The 24,688-nt window shown below is 32.0% G+C and carries 22 protein-coding genes and 5 tRNA genes; 9 read left to right on the forward strand and 18 right to left on the reverse strand.

Annotation, left to right across the window (positions count from 1 at the left end):
- The first annotated feature begins 9 nt into the window (after window positions 1–9).
- The gene (locus HXZ74_RS03265; RefSeq protein ID WP_280037302.1) at window positions 10–732 is read left to right on the forward strand and encodes a polyprenol monophosphomannose synthase; all 723 of its coding nucleotides are present in this window, start codon (window positions 10–12) and stop codon (window positions 730–732) included.
- Window positions 729–1,127, forward strand: a complete 399-nt coding sequence (locus HXZ74_RS03270; protein WP_286473832.1) for a DUF4296 domain-containing protein — start codon at window positions 729–731, stop codon at window positions 1,125–1,127. The genes HXZ74_RS03265 and HXZ74_RS03270 overlap by 4 nt, the downstream gene beginning before the upstream one ends.
- 432 nt (window positions 1,128–1,559) lie before the next feature.
- On the opposite strand, the gene HXZ74_RS03275 is transcribed toward HXZ74_RS03270, so the two are convergent.
- Window positions 1,560–2,570, reverse strand: coding sequence for a hypothetical protein (locus tag HXZ74_RS03275; protein WP_125349986.1), 1,011 nt, complete (start codon window positions 2,568–2,570; stop codon window positions 1,560–1,562).
- Between the two features lie 5 nt (window positions 2,571–2,575).
- Window positions 2,576–2,995 (reverse strand): hypothetical protein, encoded by a 420-nt coding sequence (locus tag HXZ74_RS03280; RefSeq protein ID WP_038334994.1) that lies wholly within the window; start codon window positions 2,993–2,995, stop codon window positions 2,576–2,578.
- Between the two features lie 544 nt (window positions 2,996–3,539).
- Between HXZ74_RS03280 and HXZ74_RS03285 the strand changes: the two genes are divergently transcribed.
- A complete protein-coding gene (locus tag HXZ74_RS03285; protein ID WP_280062196.1) occupies window positions 3,540–4,247 on the forward strand; it encodes a sensor histidine kinase in 708 nt (235 codons plus the stop codon).
- On the forward strand, window positions 4,244–4,969 hold the full coding sequence (locus HXZ74_RS03290) for a LytR/AlgR family response regulator transcription factor (RefSeq protein WP_280062197.1): 726 nt from the start codon (window positions 4,244–4,246) through the stop codon (window positions 4,967–4,969). Before HXZ74_RS03285 ends, HXZ74_RS03290 begins: the two co-directional genes overlap by 4 nt.
- Window positions 4,970–5,035: 66 nt before the next feature.
- Here the strand turns inward: HXZ74_RS03290 and HXZ74_RS03295 are convergent, their stop codons facing one another.
- The 4 genes from HXZ74_RS03295 to HXZ74_RS03315 all read right to left on the reverse strand — a co-directional run bounded on the left by HXZ74_RS03295 (window position 5,036) and on the right by HXZ74_RS03315 (window position 6,771).
- Entirely contained in the window at window positions 5,036–5,257 is a 222-nt protein-coding gene (locus HXZ74_RS03295; protein WP_286473834.1) for a hypothetical protein, read from the reverse strand.
- 361 nt (window positions 5,258–5,618) lie between these two features.
- A tRNA-Cys gene (locus HXZ74_RS03305) sits at window positions 5,619–5,689 on the reverse strand.
- A gap of 52 nt (window positions 5,690–5,741) precedes the next feature.
- Window positions 5,742–6,098, reverse strand: a complete 357-nt coding sequence (gene folB, locus HXZ74_RS03310; RefSeq protein WP_286473837.1) for a dihydroneopterin aldolase — start codon at window positions 6,096–6,098, stop codon at window positions 5,742–5,744.
- A 70-nt stretch (window positions 6,099–6,168) separates the two neighbouring features.
- Window positions 6,169–6,771 carry a superoxide dismutase gene (locus HXZ74_RS03315; protein ID WP_286473839.1) on the reverse strand — a complete coding sequence of 201 codons (603 nt, stop codon included), beginning with the start codon at window positions 6,769–6,771 and terminating at the stop codon, window positions 6,169–6,171.
- 135 nt (window positions 6,772–6,906) lie between these two features.
- Here HXZ74_RS03315 and HXZ74_RS03320 point away from each other — a divergent pair, with 135 nt between their 5' ends.
- Window positions 6,907–8,112 (forward strand): serine hydrolase domain-containing protein, encoded by a 1,206-nt coding sequence (locus tag HXZ74_RS03320; RefSeq protein WP_286473842.1) that lies wholly within the window; start codon window positions 6,907–6,909, stop codon window positions 8,110–8,112.
- On the forward strand, window positions 8,087–8,794 hold the full coding sequence (locus HXZ74_RS03325; protein WP_219034027.1) for a 3'-5' exonuclease: 708 nt from the start codon (window positions 8,087–8,089) through the stop codon (window positions 8,792–8,794). The genes HXZ74_RS03320 and HXZ74_RS03325 overlap by 26 nt, the downstream gene beginning before the upstream one ends.
- A gap of 53 nt (window positions 8,795–8,847) precedes the next feature.
- Here HXZ74_RS03325 and HXZ74_RS03330 read toward each other — a convergent pair whose 3' ends face one another.
- The gene (locus HXZ74_RS03330) at window positions 8,848–10,269 is read right to left on the reverse strand and encodes a hemolysin family protein (RefSeq protein WP_114998216.1); all 1,422 of its coding nucleotides are present in this window, start codon (window positions 10,267–10,269) and stop codon (window positions 8,848–8,850) included.
- A 178-nt stretch (window positions 10,270–10,447) separates the two neighbouring features.
- Between HXZ74_RS03330 and HXZ74_RS03335 the strand changes: the two genes are divergently transcribed.
- Window positions 10,448–12,184 carry an ABC transporter ATP-binding protein gene (locus HXZ74_RS03335; protein WP_286473946.1) on the forward strand — a complete coding sequence of 579 codons (1,737 nt, stop codon included), beginning with the start codon at window positions 10,448–10,450 and terminating at the stop codon, window positions 12,182–12,184.
- 130 nt (window positions 12,185–12,314) lie between these two features.
- Here HXZ74_RS03335 and HXZ74_RS03340 read toward each other — a convergent pair.
- The 5 genes from HXZ74_RS03340 to HXZ74_RS03360 form a co-directional block, all read right to left on the reverse strand.
- Window positions 12,315–12,386, reverse strand: a tRNA-Glu gene (locus tag HXZ74_RS03340).
- A 98-nt stretch (window positions 12,387–12,484) separates the two neighbouring features.
- Window positions 12,485–12,556: transfer RNA gene (locus HXZ74_RS03345), tRNA-Glu, on the reverse strand.
- A 286-nt stretch (window positions 12,557–12,842) separates the two neighbouring features.
- Window positions 12,843–12,914, reverse strand: a tRNA-Glu gene (locus HXZ74_RS03350).
- A 12-nt stretch (window positions 12,915–12,926) separates the two neighbouring features.
- Window positions 12,927–13,181, reverse strand: coding sequence for a 30S ribosomal protein S20 (gene rpsT / locus HXZ74_RS03355; protein ID WP_038334974.1), 255 nt, complete (start codon window positions 13,179–13,181; stop codon window positions 12,927–12,929).
- A 94-nt stretch (window positions 13,182–13,275) separates the two neighbouring features.
- Window positions 13,276–13,347 (reverse strand) — tRNA-Glu (locus HXZ74_RS03360).
- A 218-nt stretch (window positions 13,348–13,565) separates the two neighbouring features.
- On the opposite strand from HXZ74_RS03360, the gene HXZ74_RS03365 reads away from it, so the two are divergent.
- Window positions 13,566–14,198, forward strand: coding sequence for a C40 family peptidase (locus tag HXZ74_RS03365; protein ID WP_038334971.1), 633 nt, complete (start codon window positions 13,566–13,568; stop codon window positions 14,196–14,198).
- Between the two features lie 69 nt (window positions 14,199–14,267).
- On the opposite strand, the gene HXZ74_RS03370 is transcribed toward HXZ74_RS03365, so the two are convergent.
- Genes HXZ74_RS03370 through HXZ74_RS03385 form a run of 4 tightly spaced genes read right to left on the reverse strand, consistent with a single transcriptional unit; the run spans window position 14,268 to window position 19,946 of the window.
- Window positions 14,268–14,975 (reverse strand): rhomboid family intramembrane serine protease, encoded by a 708-nt coding sequence (locus HXZ74_RS03370; protein ID WP_286473844.1) that lies wholly within the window; start codon window positions 14,973–14,975, stop codon window positions 14,268–14,270.
- Window positions 14,975–17,542: a DNA gyrase/topoisomerase IV subunit A gene (locus HXZ74_RS03375; protein WP_286473950.1), complete on the reverse strand. Its 2,568-nt coding sequence runs from the start codon at window positions 17,540–17,542 to the stop codon at window positions 14,975–14,977. The genes HXZ74_RS03370 and HXZ74_RS03375 overlap by 1 nt, the downstream gene beginning before the upstream one ends.
- Window positions 17,543–17,546: 4 nt before the next feature.
- The gene (locus tag HXZ74_RS03380; RefSeq protein WP_147279950.1) at window positions 17,547–18,053 is read right to left on the reverse strand and encodes a hypothetical protein; all 507 of its coding nucleotides are present in this window, start codon (window positions 18,051–18,053) and stop codon (window positions 17,547–17,549) included.
- 42 nt (window positions 18,054–18,095) lie between these two features.
- Window positions 18,096–19,946: a DNA topoisomerase IV subunit B gene (locus tag HXZ74_RS03385; RefSeq protein ID WP_038334963.1), complete on the reverse strand. Its 1,851-nt coding sequence runs from the start codon at window positions 19,944–19,946 to the stop codon at window positions 18,096–18,098.
- A 107-nt stretch (window positions 19,947–20,053) separates the two neighbouring features.
- Between HXZ74_RS03385 and HXZ74_RS03390 the strand changes: the two genes are divergently transcribed.
- Window positions 20,054–21,193 (forward strand): methionine aminotransferase, encoded by a 1,140-nt coding sequence (locus HXZ74_RS03390; protein ID WP_280062200.1) that lies wholly within the window; start codon window positions 20,054–20,056, stop codon window positions 21,191–21,193.
- A 46-nt stretch (window positions 21,194–21,239) separates the two neighbouring features.
- Here HXZ74_RS03390 and HXZ74_RS03395 read toward each other — a convergent pair whose 3' ends face one another.
- Complete coding sequence (locus HXZ74_RS03395) at window positions 21,240–22,034, reverse strand: T9SS-dependent choice-of-anchor J family protein (protein ID WP_114998291.1); 795 nt, start codon at window positions 22,032–22,034, stop codon at window positions 21,240–21,242.
- Between the two features lie 173 nt (window positions 22,035–22,207).
- Window positions 22,208–24,472, reverse strand: a complete 2,265-nt coding sequence (locus HXZ74_RS03400) for an aconitate hydratase (protein ID WP_286473847.1) — start codon at window positions 24,470–24,472, stop codon at window positions 22,208–22,210.
- Window positions 24,473–24,688: the final 216 nt, after the last annotated feature.

Consider the following 24,688-nt stretch of genomic DNA (forward strand, 5'->3'; position numbering starts at 1 on the left):
ATAATATTTATGTCGGACAAATTAGTTATTATCCCGACCTATAACGAAAAAGAAAACATAGAAGCCATTATTCGTGCAGCTTTGGCTGTTGACGGAGCATTTGATGTGCTTATTGTTGACGACAGTTCCCCAGACGGAACGAATGATATTGTAAAACGTTTGATTCCTGAGTTTAATGGACGTTTGCATTTAGAAATTCGTACCACAAAAGATGGTTTAGGACGCGCTTATGTACATGGATTTAAGTGGGCTTTAGCAAATAAATACGAATATATTTTCGAAATGGATGCCGATTTTTCGCATAATCCAAATGATTTACCTCGCTTATACCAAGCTTTAGCAGATGGTGCCGATTTAGCTATTGGCTCACGCTATTCTAATGGTGTAAATGTTGTGAATTGGCCAATGAACAGAGTTTTATTGTCTTATTTTGCGTCGAAATATGTGAGCATCATCACGCGATTACCTGTTCATGATGCTACAGCAGGGTTTGTTGGTTATAGAGCAAACGTGTTGAAGTCTCTGGATTTGGATAAAATACAATTCAAAGGGTATGGATTTCAGATTGAAATGAAGTACAAAACTTGGATTAAAAAATTTACACTAAAAGAAGTTCCAATTATATTTACGGACAGAACTTTAGGCGAATCAAAAATTAGTTCTGATATTATTGGAGAAGCCGTTTTTGGTGTAATTTCGTTACGATTAAGAAAAATATTTGGCAAATTATGAAAAACTTGATCTTTTTATCACTGATTTTTTTGAGTATTTTTAGTTGCGCACCAAAAAATTACGACAAACCAAAAGATCTCATCGGTAAATCTGAAATGATTGATATTCTTACTGATTTATATATTAGTCAACAAGGATTGCAGATGTTTCCTATTCAAAATCAAGATCAAAGTATCGATTTAGCAAAAGATGCGGTAGATATTATGAAAAATTATGATATCACATTTCATCAATTTTCTGAGAGTTACAAATATTATATGATGCAACCTGAAAAATTCAAAGAAATGCTGAATGATGTGAAAATAAATCTTGAAGATAAATTATCTGACGAAGAAAAAGAGCGTCAAAAAAATCAAAAGAATAGCTTAAATAATACTATAGAAGCAGAAAAATAACAAGAAAACCTTAAGTGAATCACTTGAGTTTTTTTTTGTTTATCACTCTTTACCTTATAATTATATTGTTATTTTTACAATTATTTAATTATAACCTTGTTTATCAATTAAATTCATAATCTATATTTGTGTCAACTAATCCTTCTGATGCAATCTAAAAAGATAAGTAAATCAAAGAAAGTTGGATTTGGTTCGAAAACAATCAATTATAAAGACATCGTTATTGTTTCTATTTTAATTATAGTAGTCGCTTTAACCATCTTAAAATTTTTGAATTCTTGACGAACAAATCCCTGTATTTATCTTAAAGGAAATCGTCTTATTTCACAATATTGCAAAAGGTAATAACTACCCAAGTAGTTAATAGTTGATAGATTTAAAAAGCCTTTCGATACTTATTGTAAGGCTTTTTTTGGGGAGACAATAACTGATTTATTTTCGCTTTTTTACAAAAGGATTATAAGAAAGTCCTAGATTAAAATAAAACGAAGGATCTTGTGTCGAAGAGAAAATCTTGTCATCAAACGTGTCTTTTTTATTAAATAAACCATTTGTAATTAGCGTTTTTACTCCTGTTTTAGCGATGATAATAAAATTGTGTTTTAACAAATATTCATACTTCAATCCATTGTTTAAGTCAACTTGTCTATATTCGTATTTTTCAGATAAATTATTAGGATTCAAAAGATATAAATAAAACGTGTTTGCTTCCAATTCAGTTCCTATTGATAATCGAGAATTTTTGAAAGGATGCATTCTGAAAAGAATTTGTTTTGGTAAAATAATATCTGCAAAAAAGTCATTATTAAATCTATGTTGTAAGGTAAACATTGGAATTACAGGTGTTTTAGTACCTTCATCAATGTTCAATCCTAATCCTACTAATATTTTAGTTCGATCTGTAGATTTTAATAAAATATTTCCTGTTACAAGTCCTTTTACTCGACCAAAATATTTGTCGCTACCATCAAAAATAAGACTAGAACTTAGAAAAGTAGGCTTGTTAAAAAGTTTTGTACTATAAGCCAAATTCAAGGATTCATAGAGATAATGTGCATTAATATCTACATTTTTTGTTTCTTGAAACGTTGGTTCAGCAAATTCTATATCCATATTGGTATTCTTATAACCAAGAGTCGTACTAAGAATCCAATTCTTTTTTTTCAAAATATTGATATTTGTACTGATATTCAGTTGTGAATAATGATTAATTCGATTACCATCAGTTTTGTTCCCATCCGTTTTCGAAGTAAATTTTGTTGGCGTGGCATAAGTGTATTCTACATTCAATGGTCTTGCAACAGAAAATTGTTGCGTCAAATATATATAGGCTTTTTTGGAAATACTATCTTGTTCTTTTATTTCCTTATTGTCTTGCCCATATACATTGGTAACATTTGTTAGAAGACAAAATAATATTGTTGACGTTTTAATTAATTTCATGGCTATTATCTGGCTTGTAAAATTGTTTGTTTATAAAAATTGAAATTAAAAATCTTGTCAAAAAGATTGAGTTTACGATCATTCCTAATACTTTCAATATTAATTGATTGTTGATAATCTTTAACAAAAACAATCCATAATTCATTCAGAAATTCTTTATCCTTTATCATCAAAAGTTTTTGTGTGGCTATAAGTGATTCAATTTCTTCGAGTTGCTCACAAAATACAATTCCGATTGATTTATTTTCATGTGAAATAATACTACAATTGTATTTCAAAAAATCTTTGATCAGAATTGAATCATTGTAAATTTCTATAAATCGAATAAGATCAACTATTTGAATAATTTTACATTCAAGTTGTTCTTCAGATAACGAAGTTTCGTCTATAAGATTATATAATTCTAACACTTTTGCTTGCGACATATTACTAATTTTTCGACGTAAATAAAAAGCAAAAAATTAGTCCCAAATTCAAATTTATACGAACCAATGCATATTTTATACAAAACCGAAGGATTGCGGGTTTTTGTATAAAAACAGAATCATTTTGTATAAAAAAATATAATGTCTTTTATAAAGAAGTAATTTAGTAATCTAAATATTTTGAGTAATTACTATCTCTAAATAAATCGAAATGGAGGAGAAAATTATAGCTTTTTTATTGAACAAGAAATTGAAATTGGTTAGGCAAATCATATTTCTACTATTTTTCTTCATTTTCTTGTATTGCTCAGGATTTTACATCAGATTTCCCAAAGAAGACCGTATTTATTGGTTTGTTAGCGTGTACACTTTTTTTGTCATCATGTTTTACATCAACACCTATTATTTGGTTCCTAAATTTTTGGACAGAAAATACCTGACCTATTTCTCACTTTTAATCTGTTTAGTTATTGTAACCCTAAGTATTGTACTTTTAACCAATCGATATATCCTACATTTAAATACTCCAAAAGGTGAATTCTTTATGCTACAGCCAATCTATGGAATTTTTACTTCGATTAGTTTTATCATGATTACAACAACAACAAGATTAGCGCAGAATTGGATTATTGATAAAGAGAAGATTATCGAACTAGAAAAACTAACGCATAAAATGGAATTAGCGGAATTAAAAAACCAAATTAATCCTCATTTTTTATTTAATAATTTGAATAGTGTAAAAGCTCTAATCAGAAAAAATCCCGAAGAAGCTGTGAATACAGTTGTGAAGTTGTCAGAATTTCTGCGTTTTCAATTGTATGAAAATCGAAACAATAAAAACAATTTGTGTCAAGAGATTTTATTTCTTACCAATTATTTGGAATTAGAGCAAAAAAGACGGGACGATTTCACAGTAAAAATCAACAATACAATTAATTCGGAATCACTTAACCGACGTTTAATTCCTTCAAACTTATTTACCGTTTTTATCGAAAATGCAGTTAAACATAGTGTCGATGTTAATGATAATGCGTCTTATATCAATATTAATTTTAGCATAACAAATCTTATGTTGCATTTTGAATGTAGCAATTCTATCTGTCCAGATTTTAAAATTTCTGATACAAAAAATAAAGGAATCGGGCTTACGAATATCAAAAGAAGATTAGAACTTTTATATGGTGATAACTACGAATTGAAGCTAAATAAGAAAGAAAAAGAATTTGTTGTCACTTTAAATCTGCCTTTATGAAATGTATTATAATTGATGATGAACCTCTTGCTCGCGAGCAATTATCGGAGGAACTAAATGGTTTTGAATCTATTGAGATCATTGGGAGTTTTGGTAACGCAACCAAAGCACTTGATTTCACTAAAAACAATCACGTCGATTTAGTTTTTTTGGATATTGAAATGCCAAGCATAAATGGTCTCGAACTCGCAAAACAATTGCCTGCGAATACATTATTTATTTTTACGACAGCTTATCCTCAGTTTGCGATTGATGGCTACGAGCTGGATGCGATAGATTATTTATTGAAACCTATTTCGCAAGAACGACTAAAAAAAGCAATTAATAAGGCAGAATTATTGCATCAATTATTATCAGAAAACACCATAAAATCAACAATTGAATCTAATTCAGAACAGTTTATGTTTATCAAGGCAGATCGAAGATTTCATAAACTAAACTTTGAGGATATTACACATATCGAGGCTTTGAAAGATTATGTCATCATTTATACGGACAAGCAAAAGTTGATAACCGCGATGAATCTAAAAACAATGCATACAAAGCTTCCAAACACAAGCTTTTACAGAGTGAGCAAATCCTATATTGTCAACAAAAATCATATCACTTCTTTTGATTATAACACTTTGTACATCGATGATGTTGCCATTGCAATAGGTTCTACTTATCGTAAATTATTTTTTGATAATTATGGCGAAGGTTATATAAAAATGGAGGATTAAAAAATGTCTTTCTTTATTCAATATGAGTTTTGAATATTCTGTATTTTAATTATTAAATCATTGTTGTTAGATATACTCCCCTATATCAAAATCATCTAAACCTTTAATTAAATTAGAAGAATTGAAATCCATTTTAGATGAAATAGTTCTATCCAATAATGCTGCAATTTTTGTAAATGCATTTTCAATAGAATTCTCAAGCAGACTGAATAATTTGGTTCCTTGTAGTTTTTGAACAATAGCTACAGTGATTTCATTTTTTAAAAATTCTTGCTCGGCAGTATCCAAAAAACTGTGTAAATTATTAAAAGAATTGCATTCTGATTAATCAGAAGCCATGCTGCAAGGCTAACTTCAAGCACATTTAGGTTATTCCAAAAATAAGAAAAGTGATAATCCAAATGCACGTAATGGTACAACTTCAAAACGTTTAAAAAGCTAATATGGAGAATCTACGATAGATGTTCCACGAGATCATAAAGAGAGATATAAGCCAATTATTGTTCCTAAACATCAATCCAAATATGATTCATATTAGTATTCATCAAATATAATAAATTATGAAAATAAAATTGAAGCATAAAAAAAAGACGTTATGTAAAATATATGCATAAACGTCTTTTAACTTGTTGATCATCAATTAATCTTGAGGTTCCTAGCGGATTCGAACCGCTGTGGACGGTTTTGCAGACCGCTACCTAGCCTCTCGGTCAAGGAACCATTCCCGTTCTTTTGGACTGCAAATATAGCAATAATTTCAGAAAAAAAAAGTTTAATACGATTTTTCTAAAATAACACTCACTTTTTCTACATGCCCACCAATAGGAGGATTCAGCTTAGATAATTTTACTTTTGCATACGTAACACTCGTAAGTTCTTGACCTATACGATCTAACACCCTTTTACAAACATGTTCCAAAAGTTTTGAACGAATACCTACTTCTTCCTTCACAATTTTATTTAACGAAACATAATCCAAAGCATCAACCAATTCATCCGATTCTGTTGCTTTTGTAAAGTCAGCATGCGCTTCCAAATCAACCAAATAATCAGAACCAATGCGCGCTTCTTCATCTAAACATCCGTGATTCGAATATATTTTTATATTTTCTAAAATAATTATTCCCATAGTCCAAAGATAAAAAAAGACTTGCGTATTTCTACACAAGTCTTGTATTGTTTAATTTTTTTAAACCTTATTATTTTGCAGATGCAAATCTTTCCGCAACTTTATCCCAGTTAATTACAGAGAAGAAAGCCTCGATATAATTAGGACGACGGTTTTGGTAATTTAAGTAATAAGCATGTTCCCAAACATCTAATCCTAAAACTGGAAATCCTTGCACATCAGCAACTGGCATCAAAGTAGAATCTTGATTTGGAGTTGATGTTACAACTAATTTTCCATCTTTTACGATTAACCAAGCCCATCCAGAACCAAAGCGTGTTGCAGCAGCTTTAGAAAACTCATCTTTGAAAGCTTCAAAAGATCCAAAAGCAGCGTTAATTGCATCAGCAACTTCTGCAGTTGGTTGATTAGCACCACCTGGAGTTAAAATTTCCCAGAATAAATTGTGATTGTAAAAACCACCACCATTGTTACGAACAGCTGGTTTGTCAGTTCCTTTTGCTAAAATTTCTTCGATTGTAGCATTTGCTAAATCAGTTCCTTCAATAGCAGCATTCAAGTTATTTGTGTACGCAGCATGATGTTTGTCATGGTGAATTTCCATTGTTTTTGCGTCAATATGAGGTTCTAATGCATCAAATGCATAAGGTAATTTTGCTAATTCAAAAGCCATAATATTTATTTTTTAGATTTAATTTTCTTGTATAAAGATACACAATAACTCAACAAATATGATTCCGAAATGATAGAATTTTAACATTATTTAATAGTAAAAGCTTATTTTAGTAAAAGATTCTAAATTTTTGAAATGAAAATACTTTGGAAAATAATAAAATGGTTCATCATAATCATTTGTGTATTAATCCTAATTCTTTATGCAACAGGGAATGACTACATTTTTCGTGGCGTAAAATTAACCTATATGAAAGGTGAAAGCACTGCAAATATCAACGATTACAAAGATTTTGATAACAATGTAATTTTGGCAGGTGCACCGCGAGTTTGGCATCAACATTTAGATTATAATCAATTTCCGTTGTCAGCTAATTTCGAAAAAGAGATGATCGATTTCGGAACTGCTGGATTAGTTATTATAAAAGATAATCAAATTTTGAGCGAATATTATTTTAATGGATATGCGCTAAATGATATTACCAATTCTTTTTCGATGGCGAAAACATTCACGACAATGATGTTGGGAAAAGCGATTGAACAAGGTTATATCAAAGGTTTAGATCAAAAAATAACAGATTTCATTCCCGAATTTAAAGATGATAAATTTGGAGCTGAATGTACCGTTGGCGATTTATCTGCAATGACATCTGGTTATGATTGGGACGAAGATTATTATTTCCCACTCAATCCTACTGCTAAAGCGTATTATGGCGATGATATCGTTAAACAAATGTTAGCTCGAAAATTTGTTTCTCAACCTGGCGGACATTTCAAATATCAATCGAGTGACACGCAATTATTAGGAATTGTGATTGAACGCGCGTTGAAACACAAATCATTATCACAATATTTTCAAGAAGAATTTTGGCAACCAATGGGGATGGAATTAGATGCGCAATGGTCGAAAGATAATCCGAAAGGAATGGAGAAAACCTATTGTTGCTTCAATGCAACAGCGCGAGATTTTGCCAAACTTGGACAATTATTATTGAATGATGGAAATTGGTACGGTAAACAAATTTTAGATTCAGCATTTGTTCAGAAAATGGTTTTACCAAACAAAAAAGCATTCGGACCAAATGAGCCACAAATTTATGGTTATTCAGTTTGGATGGATTACAATTACAAAACGCCTTTTTATGCAATGTTAGGACATTTGGGACAACGTATCATTGTAATTCCTTCAGAAAAATTAGTTATTGTTCGAACTGGAAAAACGCATAATGATCAACCAAACAATCATCCAATTGCAGATGGCGATGTTTACCGATTGGTAGACGAAGCAATGCGAATTAATCAAAAAGTGAAAGAAAATGATCCAACGAATTCCTTACAGTAAAATATTATTTTTAGATATCGAAACGGTTCCACAAACCGATGATTGGAATCTTTTGTCTGAAAGAACACAAGCTCTTTGGGAAAAGAAAACAGCTTATCAACGCAATAATAATGAAATTTCTCCTGAAGAATTTTATCACGAACGTGCTGGAATCATGGCTGAATTTGGAAAAATTGTATGCATTTCAGTCGGAATTGTAGTTAAAGATTCTTTTATTCATATCAAAAGTTTTTATGGTCACGACGAAAAGAAATTGTTAGAAGATTTTAATTCAATGTTGATTGAAAATTTTTTCAAGCCTGATCATATTTTATGTGCACACAACGGAAAAGAGTTTGATTTTCCGTACATCGCTCGCCGAATGATGATTAATCAAATTGAAATTCCAGCTATTTTGCAATTATTTGGTAAAAAGCCATGGGAAGTTCAGCATTTGGATACAATGGAATTATGGAAATTTGGCGATTACAAGAACTTTACATCGTTAGATTTATTGGCAAATGTTTTCGAAATTCCAACACCAAAAGATGATATCGATGGTTCACAAGTTGCACGAGTTTATTACGATGAAAACAATGTAGAACGCATCAAAGATTATTGTGAAAAAGATGTTGTAACCTTGATTAATGTTTTCCGAAAAATGCGTTACGATCAACCTTTACAACGAAAAGAAGATATATAAAAACGAAAAAAATCCGCTAATGAGCGGATTTTTTATTCTATATTTTCTAATGATTAATTTTCATCATCTTCGGCTGAATCTGGTTCATCGCGAAAGTTTTCAATCAATTCATCTTTCACTTTCAATTGAACTTGCTCAACAGAATTTCGGTACATTTTGATAATTGTTCCTGTATATTCTTCCAAATCAATCAAATCTCCTTCCGTTAATTCTTTATCAGGATAACATTCAGAAATCAATCCAGCCAACGTATCATAATGTTCACTTTCTTCGAATCTAAATGGTACTAAACGATTAATATCGCTTATCGCGTTGTGTGCATTTATATTATAAACACCTTCAGAAACACGAGAAACTATCGGATCTTCGTTATCATATTCGTCTTGAATTTCTCCAACCAACTCCTCCAAAATATCTTCCATCGAAACAATTCCTGCAACTTCACCAACTTCATTTGTTACAATTGCAATTTGCATATGTTTTTTCTGAAATTGTTTCATTACATTCTTAATCAATGCATTTTCTGAGATAAAAATTGGCTCTCGCAACAATCCTTCAATTTCAGTTTGATTTGGATTTTCCAATAATTGCTTGATTAAATCCTTAGCGTAAATGATACCTTTTATATTATCAAATTCTTCTTCGTAAACAGGATAACGCGAATAACCTTCATTAATCGCATAATCTAACGCATCTTTTACAGAAGTATTAATATTAATTGCAGAAACATTTTTACGTAATGTTTGAATATTCATCACTCGACGATCATCAAACTCAAACACATTTTGAATTAAATTACGCTCAGATTCTTCAATTGCTCCACCTTCAGAACTTTCTGTAATAATCATTTTCAACTCTTCTTCTGTGTGAATTTCACCTCCATGAATAGGATGAATTCCAATCGCACGAAGAATTACATTTGCCAAACCATTCATTAAAACAATAAGAGGTTTGAAAACAAAATAAAATGCACGAAGAGGCCAAGCTACTGTAAAAGTAGTTTTTGTTGGATACTGAATCGCAATAGATTTCGGCGCTAACTCACCAAAAACAATGTGCAAAATAGTAATGATAACGAAAGCTGCTGGGAATGCAACATTATGCGCAATCGCTGTCCAAGAAGGAGAAGTTAAACCAACTACTTCAAAAAGTTTTACGATTACAGGTGTTAAAGAGCTTTCTCCAACCCAACCAAGACCAAGCGAAGCTAATGTAATACCTAATTGTGTTGCGGCAAGATAAGAATCTAAATGATTAACGATTCGTTTTGCAGCATTTGAAGTTCTTTCGTTAATATCTTGATTAACTTCAATTTGTGACGAACGTACTTTTACAATTGCAAACTCGGCTGCAACGAAAAAACCATTTAATAAAACAAGGAAAATTGTAAGCAAAAGTTTTGCTACAGAAATTTCATCGGCGACATTGTGATTAGCGACTAAAAACAATGTCGAAATCTGGGAGTATGTATCCATTCTTCGAATTTAAAAAACTGACTTGTTATAAGTTTTTATAAGTCAGTAAATCAATACATCTAAATTAATAAAAAAAATTAAAAATCACAACGTTTTGATTCGTAGCAAAATTACAAAATTTATAAATACAAAATCTTAGAAATTATTGATTCGAGAAAATGATTAAAAAAATCACTAAATTTCCACTTCATTTACCAAGCAACAATTTGCCATGCAAAAGCAAGATTTACATTATATTATCGAGGTCAAAAATTTATCGATTTCTTTTGGAGATAAACAAGTTTTGAATAACATCAATTTCAAAGTAGAACAAGGTGATACATTAGGAATTGTTGGAGAATCTGGCTCAGGAAAGTCGTTAACTTCATTGGCAATTATGGGTTTATTGTCTCCTAATGCAATTATTCATCCCAAAAGTGAAATTCTTTTTCGTCAAGATGATAAAATGATAGATTTGCTTAAACTTTCGCCTAAAGAACTGGAAAAAATAAGAGGAAATGAAATCGGAATGATTTTTCAAGAACCAATGACTTCTCTAAATCCAAGTTTACGTTGCGGGGAACAAGTGGAAGAAGCGATTCGTTTGCATCAAAATTTATCGAAAGAAGAAGCTAAAAAGAAAGTTCTTCATCTTTTTGAACAAGTAAAATTACCAAATCCCGAACGTATTTATAAAGCCTATCCGCACGAATTATCTGGCGGACAAAAGCAACGTGTAATGATAGCAATGGCGATTTCTTGCGAGCCGAAATTATTGATTGCGGATGAACCTACAACAGCTTTGGACGTTACGGTGCAAAAAGCGACGTTAGATTTATTGAAAGAATTACAAGAAAAAAATAACATGAGCATGTTGTTTATTTCTCACGATTTGGGTGTAATTGCAAATGTTTGCGAAGAAATTTTGGTGATGTTTCGTGGTGATGTTGTAGAACAAGGAAATGTTGAAACTATTTTTAATCATCCGAAAGAAAATTATACAAAAGGTTTAATTGCTTGTCGACCTCGATTGGATGAACGCGCAAAACGTTTACCTACGGTGAAAGATTTCTTAGGAAATCCAAATTTCAAAACTGAAATCTATACAGAAGAAGAACGCGAAGCTTTTCACGAAAAAATTTATGCAAATCCTCCAATTTTAGAGGTTAAGAACTTGAAGAAATATTTCTATCCTTCGACTCTATTTGGAAACGCTACAATCCCGAATGTAAAAGCTGTCGATGATATCTCGTTCAAAGTTTATCCAGGTGAAACAATGGGCTTGGTTGGCGAATCGGGTTCTGGAAAAACAACCTTGAGTAGAACGGTTTTGTTATTAGAAAAACCAACTGCCGGCGAAATTTATTATAATGGTATAGATATTACGAAACTGAAAAAAGAGGAAATTCGTAAATTAAGAAGAGAAATTCAGATTATTTTCCAAGACCCATATTCAAGTTTAAATCCTCGCCAAACCGTTGCGCAAATTATTACAGAACCAATGCAAGTGCATAAAATTGGTCAGAATAAAGCTGAGCGATTAAAAACGGCTTCATCTCTTTTACAAAAAGTGGGTTTATCAGATCAAGATTTGAACAAATATCCGCACGAATTCTCTGGTGGGCAACGTCAACGTATCGGGATTGCTCGTGCTTTGGCTTTAAATCCTAAATTTATCATTTGTGATGAATCTGTTTCTGCGTTGGATGTTTCTGTTCAGGCGCAAGTCTTGAATTTATTAAATGATTTGAAAACAGAATTTGGATTTACCTATATATTTATCTCGCACGATTTGGCGGTTGTAAAATATATGAGCGATCAATTATTGGTCATGCAACACGGAGAAATGAAAGAATTGAACGATGCAGACAAGGTTTATGCGCATCCGATAACAAACTATACCAAAGAATTGATAGAAGCAATTCCAAAGCTATAAAAGGATCCTTTATAAAAGCAAAAAGCGTTTGAAGTTTATTTCCTCAAACGCTTTTTTATTGATCGCAATAAATCAATATAAACTAAACTATTTCAAAATAAAAAAGCATCCAAATCTGAATGCTTTTTTGTAGTCCCTAGGGGAATCGAACCCCTCTTTCTAGAATGAAAATCTAGTGTCCTAACCGATAGACGAAGGGACCTCCTTTCGTATTATTGTGGTGCAAAAATAAACGTTTATTTTTTATTACCAAACAATTTCCGAAAATTTTATACTATTTTTTTTAATCAAGTCAAATTGTAGTCCCTAGGGGAATCGAACCCCTCTTTCTAGAATGAAAATCTAGTGTCCTAACCGATAGACGAAGGGACCACTTAATATGAATTAATTAATTCGAATATTCTTTATTTTGAATGAACGTCATTTTGTGTTGGGAGTTGTAGAAAAGTCGATGTATAATTCTAATAATTTGAACCAAGTTGAATTATACAGCGACATTTTCATTCCCGATTAATCATCTAAACATTATGATTAACCTTTACAAACAAAACACAAAAAACAATTTCCTTTACACAGTATTCTACTGGTTGTTTAAAAAATCAACAACTATGAACAAGGAAAAAAAAGATTGCAATAATGCAATCCATCTATTAATTTGTAGTCCCTAGGGGAATCGAACCCCTCTTTCTAGAATGAAAATCTAGTGTCCTAACCGATAGACGAAGGGACCACTTTTATTTTATTAAGCTAATCCCGCAATATGTTTCGCTAACTTTGATTTTAAGTTTGAAGCTTTATTCTTGTGAATAATGTTTCTTTTTGCTAACTTATCAATCATTGAAGAAACTTTTGGAAAAACTGTTTCTGCTTCATTTTTATCAGATTCAGATCTTAAAGCTTTAATAGCTGTACGAGCTGATTTGTGATAATATTTATTACGATCGCGTCTTACCGCTGATTGTCTAATTCTTTTTAATGCTGACTTATGATTTGCCATAACTTAAATCTCTTTCTATTTTAGTTCGGCAAAGATATAAACAAATATTTTATCTCGCCAAATTAATTTAATAATTTTCTAAAACACTTTTATGTAGCCCATAGGAGAATCGAACTCCTGTTTCCAGGATGAAAACCTGATGTCCTAACCACTAGACGAATGGGCCGCATGACGGCTTAACCACTTGTTGTGAAAAGCGAGTGCAAATGTAGAACTATTTTTTGAACTTCCAAATTTATTTAAAAGTTTTTTTGAATAGATTTTTGTTAAAAAATGTTAAGGAAGTTAATATTTTGTCAAAACATCTCTTATATATAATGAGTTATATTTTTAACAATTACTTTAGCGGTGCTATTAAAATTTATACAAACGAATACTCAATATATGAAAGCATCGATATTAGGTGTAGCTGCAGTGGTTTGCACGATGTTTATAACATCATGTTCTTCTTTAACCCCAGTTAGTGAAGCTACAGAATATTCTTCGAGAAGTTTCGTACCGAAACCAAGAGCTATTGAAGCTCAAGCTAAAATAATCAATAAACATGCCAATTTAGATGTTACACCAATAGAAATTAACGATGAAGCGAAATCTATGGTTGTGTTAAACAGCGTTTTAGAAGAAACGAATGAATTGTTTGCAGGATTTTTATTAAAAGAAGCAGAAACGTATATTGGTACACCTTACCGATACGGAGGCACAACAAGAAGTGGTATTGATTGCTCTGCCTTTGTTAGAAACGTTTTCGAGACTTTCAATAAAAATTTACCTCGTGTATCTGCAGATCAGGCAAGAGAAGGTTTTACAGTTAGTACAGACGAAGCAAAAGAAGGAGATTTAGTTTTCTTTGCAACAAGAGGTCGCGGTAGAGTTTCGCACGTAGGAATTGTTCATGGAAGAAATAAAGATGGAGTTTTAGAATTCATTCATTCATCTACTTCTCAAGGCGTTATGGTATCTTCTTTAAATGATAGATATTGGGGACCAAAATTCTTATACGTAAAAAGAATATTATAATAATAGTATAATTTCATTATCATATAAAAAAAGCATCAAGTAATCTTGATGCTTTTTTTGTCTTATTTTTTATTTTCGATGTTCTCTCAAAATCATCACAAACAATACAATTAATGGAACAATCATTCCTAAAATATAATACATATTGATTTGTAAAATTGTTGGGTAAAATAATATTGCAGATAATAATCCCACAATTGCGCCACCTAAATGCGCTGAATGTCCGATGTTCCCTAAATTAGTTTTCATTCCATAAACTGAATATCCTAAATATAAGATTCCGAAAATCCAGGCTGGAATTGGTAAAGCAAAAAATAATCTTAATTCCATTTCAGGAAAAGCTGCAATTGCAGCGAATAAAACCCCTGTCACTCCTCCAGAAGCTCCAACTGCCGAATAAAAAGTTTCTTTCTTGTGAATCAACAAAGACAAAAGATTTCCGCCAATAACCGTTGCAAAAAAAACTAAAAGAAACATTCCGTAACCTACATTTAGTTTAGCATTCGAAAAGTCTCCTAATAAAAATCCTTCTGGACTTGCAAAAAAACCGATAACAGGATTCGCAAAAAAGTAAAGAGTTAACATATTGAATAACAAATGAGTAAAATCAACATGTAAAAATCCTGAACTTAAAATTCTATAGTATTCCTTATTATATAATATCGACCCAACTTGAAATTTATATTTTTCAAAAAAAGCTAAATCGTTAAAACCTTTCCAACTTACCAAAACATTCAATCCAATAACGACTAATGCCACAATAGAGATATCTCCCATTATTCTTCTATATTTTCTACTTCATTATTATCCTCCTCAATCGCATCAAATAGCGTCGGCTGCAGCTCTTCTTCTGACTCCTCCTCTTCTTCTGGTTCTTCAAACGGAAGCGGTTCCAACACATTAATTTGTTTTAATTTATACGTTGTCAACTGATTTCCTTGCGCTTTAATTCCCTTAATAGTAATAAATTCTTCTAAATTTATCACTTCTGGTTCTTTTTCTAAACCTTTTACTTTCGGGAAAATCAACTCAATAACTGGTAAATAATCTGTCGAAACAACTTTGATTGATGACTTACTATCTTCTAACGTATAAAAAGGTTGCGGAGAAAATGTATCTTCTAAAAGGAAACGTTTCACAAAATAACGATCTTTTTCTGCATCATAATACACGCAAGAAATCGGTTTTGCAGGTTTCCATTTCTCGATAATTTCTAAATCTTCGTCAAAACGATTACTCAAATCAAACGAAACCAATTTTGCTTCACCTTTTTTATTAATCGTTAAAATTTTATCATCACCTTTGAAAGAACCTAATAAAAGTCCCAATCCATCTGCATTAAGACGTTTTGTATCCGTATCAAACCAAATTTGACGAGGTGCTAAAGTCGAAACTCCTTCCTCTTTCAATTCTACTTTTTTGATTGGATATTTCGTCACCAAATTCCCTTTTGATGCACGACCTTTAATCGCTAAATCAGCAAAATTAATATCGAATTTTAATTTTTTGATTCGTTGATGAGTTTTCAAAATAATTGATACAACTTCGGCTTCACCATTTGGATTCGCTGAAAAATACAAAACTTCCGAACCTTTATTACCAGCGGTTAAATCATATTCTTTATCGCGCGTAATTCCCGTTACAGCAAAACGTTTTTGATAAGCCGGACCATTTTTACCATCGCGATAAATCAAGTTATAAATGGTACGTTTATCATTTTTATGCCAAATTCCAACATGAATAATTCCTTTTCCAACAAACGTTTTTGCATCAACTTTTGTCACAATCATCGAACCATCATGTTTGAAAACCACAATATCATCAATATCAGAACACTCGAATAAATACTCGTCTTTTTTCAATGAAGTTCCGATAAAACCTTCGTTTCTATCCACATAAAAACGTGTATTTGCAACGGCAACTTTTGTCGCATCAATCGTATCAAATGTTCTAATTTCTGTTTTACGTTCTTTTCCTTTTCCGTATTTTGTCTTTAGATTTTTGAAATAATCGATCGCATAATCAATCAAATTTGCTAAATGATGTTTTACATTCTCGATTTTATCTTCTAATGATTCAATAAATTGTTGCGCCTTATCTAAATCAAATTTTGAAATACGTTTGATTCGAATTTCTGTTAAACGCGTAATATCTTCTTCCGTAACTGGACGAATTAAATGCGCAATATGCGGTTTTAATCCTTTATCAATTGCAGAAATTACACCTTCCCATGTTTCTTCTTCTTCGATATCGTGATAAATTCTATTCTCGATAAAAATTCTTTCCAACGAAGAAAAATGCCATTGTTCTTGCAGCTCATCTAACTCAATTTCTAACTCTTTTTTCAACAATTCAACTGTATTGTTTGTATTGTGAATTAAAATTTCAGAAACTGTTAAAAATTCCGGTGTTTGCTCATTAATCACACAAGCATTTGGCGAAACAGATATCTCACAATCCGTGAATGCATACAATGCGTCAATCGTTTTATCTGGACTACTTCCCGGAACAAGATGAATTAAAATCTCCACCTCAGCCGCTGTATTATCTTCAATCTTTTTGATCTTGATTTTACCTTTATCATTGGCTTTCAAAACCGAATCAATCAAAGATCCTGTCGTTGTTCCGTAAGGAATTTCCGTAATTTTTAGCGTCGTTTTATCTTCTTGCAAAATCTTTGCACGAATGCGCACTTTACCTCCACGCAATCCATCATTATAGTCAGAAACATCAACCAAACCAGAAGTTAAAAAATCTGGGAAAATTTGAAATTTCTTTCCTTTCAGATGTAAAATTGACGCATCAATTAACTCATTGAAATTATGCGGTAAAATCTTTGTTGACAAACCAACTGCAATTCCTTCAACTCCTTGTGCCAAAAGCAAAGGAAATTTGATTGGAAGATCGATTGGTTCTTTATTTCGACCATCATAAGAAGGTTGCCATTTTGTAGTTTTTGGATTATAGACAACTTCTAACGCAAATTTAGTCAATCGAGCTTCGATATAACGCGACGCAGCCGCTCGGTCACCAGTATAGATATTTCCCCAGTTTCCTTGCATATCGATCAACAATTCTTTTTGACCAATTTGAACCATTGCATCAGAAATCGCCATATCACCATGCGGGTGATATTTCATCGTATTTCCTACAATGTTCGCAACTTTGTTATATCGTCCGTCTTCCAACTCGCGCATTGAATGTAAAATTCTACGCTGAACTGGTTTCAAACCATCATAAATAGATGGAATTGCTCGTTCTAAAATTACATAAGAGGCATAGTCAAGAAACCATTCTTGGTACATACCAGAAACCTTCTTGATGCTCTCTTGATTGTCTTGCATCATGTTAAATAGCTACTTCTACATTGTCTTTGACTACATAATTAGACTCCACAATTTTGTCTAATTCAGTCAAAATAATATTAATATTTCGATTAGAAATAAATGCTAAACGAAATTTGACTTTTATTAAATTAGTTGGATTCTTTTTACTGTCAATATAAAAGACAATACTTTTTGAAAGAATTCCTTTCTGAAATTCGTATTTAATCAATTTATATTTCGGTAAATCGATTTTGTTTGTTTTTGAATCTAAGAAGGATAAAAATCCAACATTCTTCGTTTCAAAAGTTATGGTTTCACCTTTTGTGTCCATCGCAAAAAATTGATTTCCGCTTTTATAGCTTACATATATTAGCAACGCTATAAAAATCGTAACAACATAAGGTGGTATTATGTGATATTTGTGCGGTAAAACACCTGTATACATAATAAGGTTTAGAATGATTAAAATAACGATGGCGAGATTCAGCATTTTGAATAACTGAATCACCTTTTTATTATTTTTCTTCATAATTTAAAATAGGTTTTAGGTTAAGATTGGTTTGGTTTTTATTTAATTTTTAATAGATTCTATGGCTAAATTGTTAATAATAAATTCTTGTCTTGTTGGTGTATTTTTTCCCATGTAAAATTCTAAAAGACTTTCGATGGTTTGATCTTTTCCGATCATTACAGGCTCTAAACGAATATCTTTTCCGATAAAATGCTTGAACTCGTCTGGCGAAATTTCACCTAATCCTTTGAATCGTGTAATTTCAGGATTTTTAACTTCTTCCAACGCTTTTATACGTTCAGGCTCAGAATAACAATAACGTGTTTCCTTTTTATTTCTCACACGAAAAAGTGGCGTTTGCAAAATATACAAATGACCTTCTTTGATCAGTTCTGGGAAAAATTGCAAGAAAAATGTAATAATCAACAAGCGAATATGCATTCCATCAACGTCAGCATCAGTTGCAATTACAACGTTATTATAACGTAAATCTTCTAATCCTTCTTCGATATTTAGCGCCGCTTGCAAAAGATTGAATTCTTCGTTTTCGTAAACGATTTTCTTTGTCAAACCGTACGAATTCAACGGCTTTCCTCTCAAACTAAACACCGCTTGCGTCTCTACACTTCTACTTTTGGTAATCGATCCACTTGCCGAATCTCCCTCGGTAATAAAAATAGTCGTATCTAAACGTAATTCAGCTTTCGGATCGTTATAATGTTGACGACAATCGCGCAATTTCTTGTTATGTAAACTAACTTTTTTCGCTCGATCACGCGCTAATTTTCGAATTCCAGAAAGTTCTTTTCGTTCCGTTTCCGATTGTTTAATCTTACGTTCTAATGCTTGCGCAACTTCTGTATTTTTGTGTAAAAAGTTATCAAGATTTGTTTTGATAAAATCATTAACAAACGTACGAACCGTTGTCATTCCTGGTCCAATTTCATTCGAACCAAGTTTAGTTTTCGTTTGCGATTCAAAAACGGGTTCAATTACTTTGATCGAAATTGCTCCAATAATTGATTTCCTAATATCCGCAGGATCGTAATTTTTGTTATAAAATTCGCGAACCGTTTTCACAACCGCTTCTTTAAAAGCTGTTAAATGCGTTCCTCCTTGCGTTGTATTTTGACCATTCACAAAAGAATAATACGTTTCCGAATATGATTTCGAGCTGTGCGTCATCGCAATTTCGATATCTTCACCTTTCAAATGGATGATATCATAAATCGTTTCTTCCTCGATATTATCTTTCAATAAATCTTTCAAACCATCTTTAGAAAAGAATTCTTCTCCATTAAAAATAATTTTCAATCCTGGATTTAAGTAAACATAGTTTTTCAACATTTTGTCTACATATTCTTTTCTGAATTTAAAATTCAAGAAAATCGATTTGTCTGGAACAAATGTAATTTTAGTTCCTTTTCGCAAAGATGTTTCTTTTTCATCTTCTTGACTGGCTAAAATCCCTTGCTCAAACTCTGCAATACGCGTTTTTCCATCTCGAATAGATTGCACTCGAAACGATGTTGACAACGCATTTACCGCCTTTGTTCCAACACCATTCAAACCAACCGATTTTTTGAAGGCTTGTGAATCATATTTACCACCCGTATTCATCTTAGAAACAGCATCAACCATTTTTCCAAGCGGAATTCCACGACCATAATCACGAACCGTTACCTCATCTTCGCGCAGATTAATTTCGATTGTTTTCCCTGCACCCATCACAAATTCATCGATACAGTTATCTACAATCTCCTTCAACAAAATATAAATTCCATCATCTTGAGACGAACCATCTCCCAGCTTCCCAATATACATCCCAGGTCGCATACGAATATGTTCGCGCCAATCAAGGGTTTTGATATTGTCTTCCGTATAATTTACTTGTTGATCTAATTCTGACATTTGAGTTGTTGAGTGTTAAACGAGTTTTACAAAAATAAGAAAAAAATTCCTAAAAATATTAAGGTTTATTGTTTTGATTTTGAGCAAAAACGACCTAATTTACCAATATGATAAAATCTAAACTACCCAATGTTTCAACAACCATTTTTTCGGTAATGAGTCAATTGGCAAATGAACATCAAGCGATTAATTTGGCGCAAGGTTTTCCAGACTTTAACGCAGATTCTGAATTAATTAGTCGTTTAAATTATTATTCAACACAAAATTACAATCAGTACGCGCCAATGACTGGCGTCGAAAAATTGCGTATGTTACTTTCAGAAAAATATTCTAATCTTTATCAATCTGATTACGATTTTCAGAATGAAATTAACATTACGAGTGGCGCAAGTCAAGCAATTTTTAATGTTATTTCTACATTAATTCATCCAAATGATGAAGTGATTATTTTTGAACCTGCTTACGATTTATATCAACCAACTATCGAATTATTTGGAGGAAAAATTGTTCCAATTCAGCTAAAATATCCTGAATATTCAATCGATTTTGAAGAATTGAAGCAAAAAATCAATGATAAAACGAAATTAATTATCGTTAATAATCCGAACAATCCAACAGGAAAAATTTTATCCGAAAATGATTTGAAACAATTTGAACAAATCCTAAAAGATTCAAATTGTTATTTACTTGCAGATGAAGTTTATGAGCATATTACATTTGATGGAAAATCGCATCAAAGTTTCGCAAAATTGAAATCGGTAAAAGACAAAGTGTTTATTGTTGGTTCTTTCGGAAAATTATTTCACATTACAGGCTGGAAAATCGGTTACATTTTAGCCGAAAAAGAATTAATGAAAGAGTTTAGAAAATGTCATCAATTTAATACGTTTTCTACCCATACACCATCACAATATGCAATTGCAGATTATTTAGAAAACCCAGATCATTACTTGTATTTGAATGATTTTTTTCAACAAAAAAGAGATTTATTTGTTAAAGGTTTAACTTCAACAAATTTTGAAGTTTTGCCTTGTGAAGGAACTTATTTTGTAAGTGCAAATTATGCTAAAATAAGTGATTTACCTGATGATGAATTTGCAAAACAGTTAACCATCAAAAATAAAGTTGCAACGATACCAATTTCGGCATTTTACCATGATAAAACAGATAACAAAGTCATTCGATTTTGTTTTGCTAAAAAGGATGAAACACTTTTAATGGCTTTAGAAAATTTGAAGAATTTGTAGAAAAATAAAACGAGCCCTATTTCTAAAGCTCGTTTTTACAATTTTATTATTTTACAATTTTTCTTGAAATAACATTATCTCCAGAATAGAAATTAACGATATAAATTCCTTTTGGTAAAGCGGAAATATTCGCCTCTGATTGATTTACCTCTCTAACAAGATTACCTGACATATCAAATATTTTAATTTTTTTGACATCGTTTATTCCTGAAACTTTAACCAATCCATTATCTTGATAAACAGAAATAGTTGATTTATTAAGATCAGAAGTTGCTAATTTTTCTTGCGTGACTTTTACATCATCTAAACCAATGTATAAAATATCTGTACATTTATAATGTCTGAATACCAATTGAACATCTTGTCCAGCATATTTTGAAATATCTACATTAACTGTCTTAGCAACATCAAAATATCCAGCATCTAATGTTTCTTCAAAAGCTGCTGTTTCTGTACCAGTAAAAGTTGAATTTGCAGAAATTACATAAACCGCGTAATGTTCTTCAAAAAAACCTTCTTCATTATCTGCTGCAGAAACCTTAAAAGTCAATTCTGTTTTGTTTCCTTCAGGAATTTTAAAAACTGGACTTGTTAATGTATTATCAGGTGTTAAAGCCTCAAAAAACCATGACCAAGACCAAGCAAAAGAACCACTAAAAGAAGGAGTTTCAGCTTCTGCAGCATCTACAAACTCCCAAGTATCTTCGTCTCCATCTAATTCTCCAATCGTCCACAATGCTTGTCTTTCTGGGGTATCAAAGTTTTCTTCAAAAACGATTGTTTGTGCAAAAAGTTGAGGAGTCAAAAATAGACATCCTATAAAAAATAAATTTTTAATCATATTATTATGTGTTTAACTGTAAACTTAATAATTCAACAACAACAAACATAAAAAATTAAGAAAAAAGTAACTATTTTTAAATATTATTCAATTTTAAATAGGAAAAAATATTTTTAATAAAAAAAGCCGATGTATTTCTAGATCGGCTTTTACTTTTATAATTGAATTAATTATTACGCTTGTTGCGCTTTAATTAAATTTAATGCTGATCCAGCTTTGAACCATTCAATTTGTTGTGCATTGTATGTATGATTTGCAACAACTAAATCTTTCGATCCATCTGCATGAACAAACTCGATTATCAAAGGTTTTCCAGGCGCAAATTCTGTTAAGTCTATAAAGTTGATTGTATCATCTTCTTGTACTTTATCATAATCTGCTTTGTCCGCAAATGTCAACGCTAACATTCCTTGCTTTTTAAGATTTGTTTCATGGATACGTGCAAAAGAACGTACCAATACTGCTACAGCACCTAAATGACGCGGTTGCATTGCAGCATGCTCACGAGAAGAACCTTCTCCGTAGTTTTCGTCACCAACAATTACAGAAGGCACACCTGCCGCTTTATATGCACGTGCAGTGTCTGGAACTGGTCCGTATTCTCCTGTTAATTGATTTTTAACTGAATTAGTTTCTTGGTTGAATGCATTTACAGCACCAATCAACGTGTTATTCGAAATATTATCTAAGTGTCCACGGAAACGTAACCAAGGTCCAGCCATAGAAATATGGTCAGTTGTACATTTACCAAATGCTTTTATTAATAATTTAGCTCCAATAATATTTTCACCATTCCAAGGTTTGAAACCTTCTAATAATTGTAAACGCTCAGAATTTGGATTTACGATCACTTCTACACGAGAACCGTCTTCAACTGGTGCTTGATATCCATTATCTTCGTAAGCATAACCTTTTGTTGGTAATTCCTCTCCTTTTGGAGCATCTAACATTACTTCTTCACCAAATTTATTGATTAATTTATCTGTTAATGGATTAAAATCTAAACGTCCAGAAATTGCAATAGCCGCAACCATTTCAGGTGATGTTACGAAAGCATATGTATTTGGATTTCCGTCCGCACGTTTTTTGAAGTTACGGTTGAATGAGTGAACGATTGTATTTTTTTCTTCTTTATCCGCTCCTTCACGATCCCATTGACCAATACAAGGTCCACAAGCATTTGTAAAGATAACTGCATCTAAATCCTCGAAAGTTTTTAATAAACCATCACGATCAGCAGTATAACGAACGACCTCTGAACCTGGATTAATTCCGAAAGATGATTTTGCTTCTAAACCTTTGTCTAAAGCTTGTTGCGCAATCGAAGCAGCACGCGTCAAATCTTCGTAAGAAGAGTTTGTACAAGAACCGATTAATCCCCATTCAACATCTAAAGGCCAACCATTTGCTGCTGCAGTTTCTTTCATTTTAGAAACCGGTGTCATTAAATCTGGCGTAAAAGGACCATTCAAACGAGGCTCTAATTCAGATAAGTTGATTTCAATTAATTGATCATAGAAGTTTTCTGGATTTGCATAAACTTCATCATCCGAACGTAAATAAGATTTGTGAGCATTTGCAGCATCTGCTACATCATTACGATCAGTTGCTCTTAAATATCTTTCTGAAGCATCATCATAAGCGAAGATTGAAGTTGTTGCTCCAATTTCTGCACCCATGTTACAAATTGTTCCTTTACCTGTTGCAGATAAAGACTCAGCTCCTTCTCCAAAATACTCTACAATTGCTCCTGTTCCACCTTTTACAGTTAAACGTCCAGCAACTTCTAAGATAACGTCTTTTGGAGCAGCCCAACCAGATAATTTACCTGTTAATTTAACTCCGATTAATTTTGGCATTTTTAATTCCCAAGCCATTCCAGACATTACATCAACAGCATCGGCACCACCAACACCAATTGCTACCATTCCTAATCCACCTGCATTTGGCGTGTGAGAATCGGTACCAATCATCATTCCTCCTGGAAATGCATAGTTTTCTAATACTACTTGGTGAATAATTCCTGCACCTGGTTTCCAGAATCCAATTCCATATTTATTCGAAACTGATTCTAAGAAATTAAATACTTCTGATGATTTATTGATTGCTTCTTGCAAATCGGTTTTTGCCCCAACTTTAGCCTGAATCAAGTGATCACAGTGAACCGTAGAAGGAACAGCCGTTTTGGTTTTTCCAGCTTGCATAAATTGCAACAAAGCCATTTGAGCAGTTGCATCTTGCATTGCTACACGATCTGGCGCAAAATCTACATAAGATTCTCCTCTAGTATACGCTTGCGTTGGTTTTCCGTCAAACAAGTGAGCATATAAAATTTTCTCTGAGTACGTTAAAGGTCGACCTACGATAGTTTTCGCAGCATCTACTCGTTCTTGCATTTTGGCATAAACGCCTTTAATCATATTTATATCAAATGCCATAATAATTGATTTATTTAATTGGTTTTAATTTATCAAAAAACATACCCCAATATACTGAATTATTTAATATTTAACGTGTATAAATGGTTAATAACCTTATTTAAATCAATTCTAACTTATTTAGTTGCAACATCATAATTTGATTTAAGGAAATACAAGCTATTTTGCTTAAGACAGAATTGATGACTCCAAAAAACATTAAAATCTGTAGTCATT

Source organism: Empedobacter sp. R750, assembly GCF_030324345.1.
In the GTDB taxonomy this organism is placed as follows: Bacteria; Bacteroidota; Bacteroidia; order Flavobacteriales; family Weeksellaceae; genus Empedobacter; species Empedobacter falsenii_C.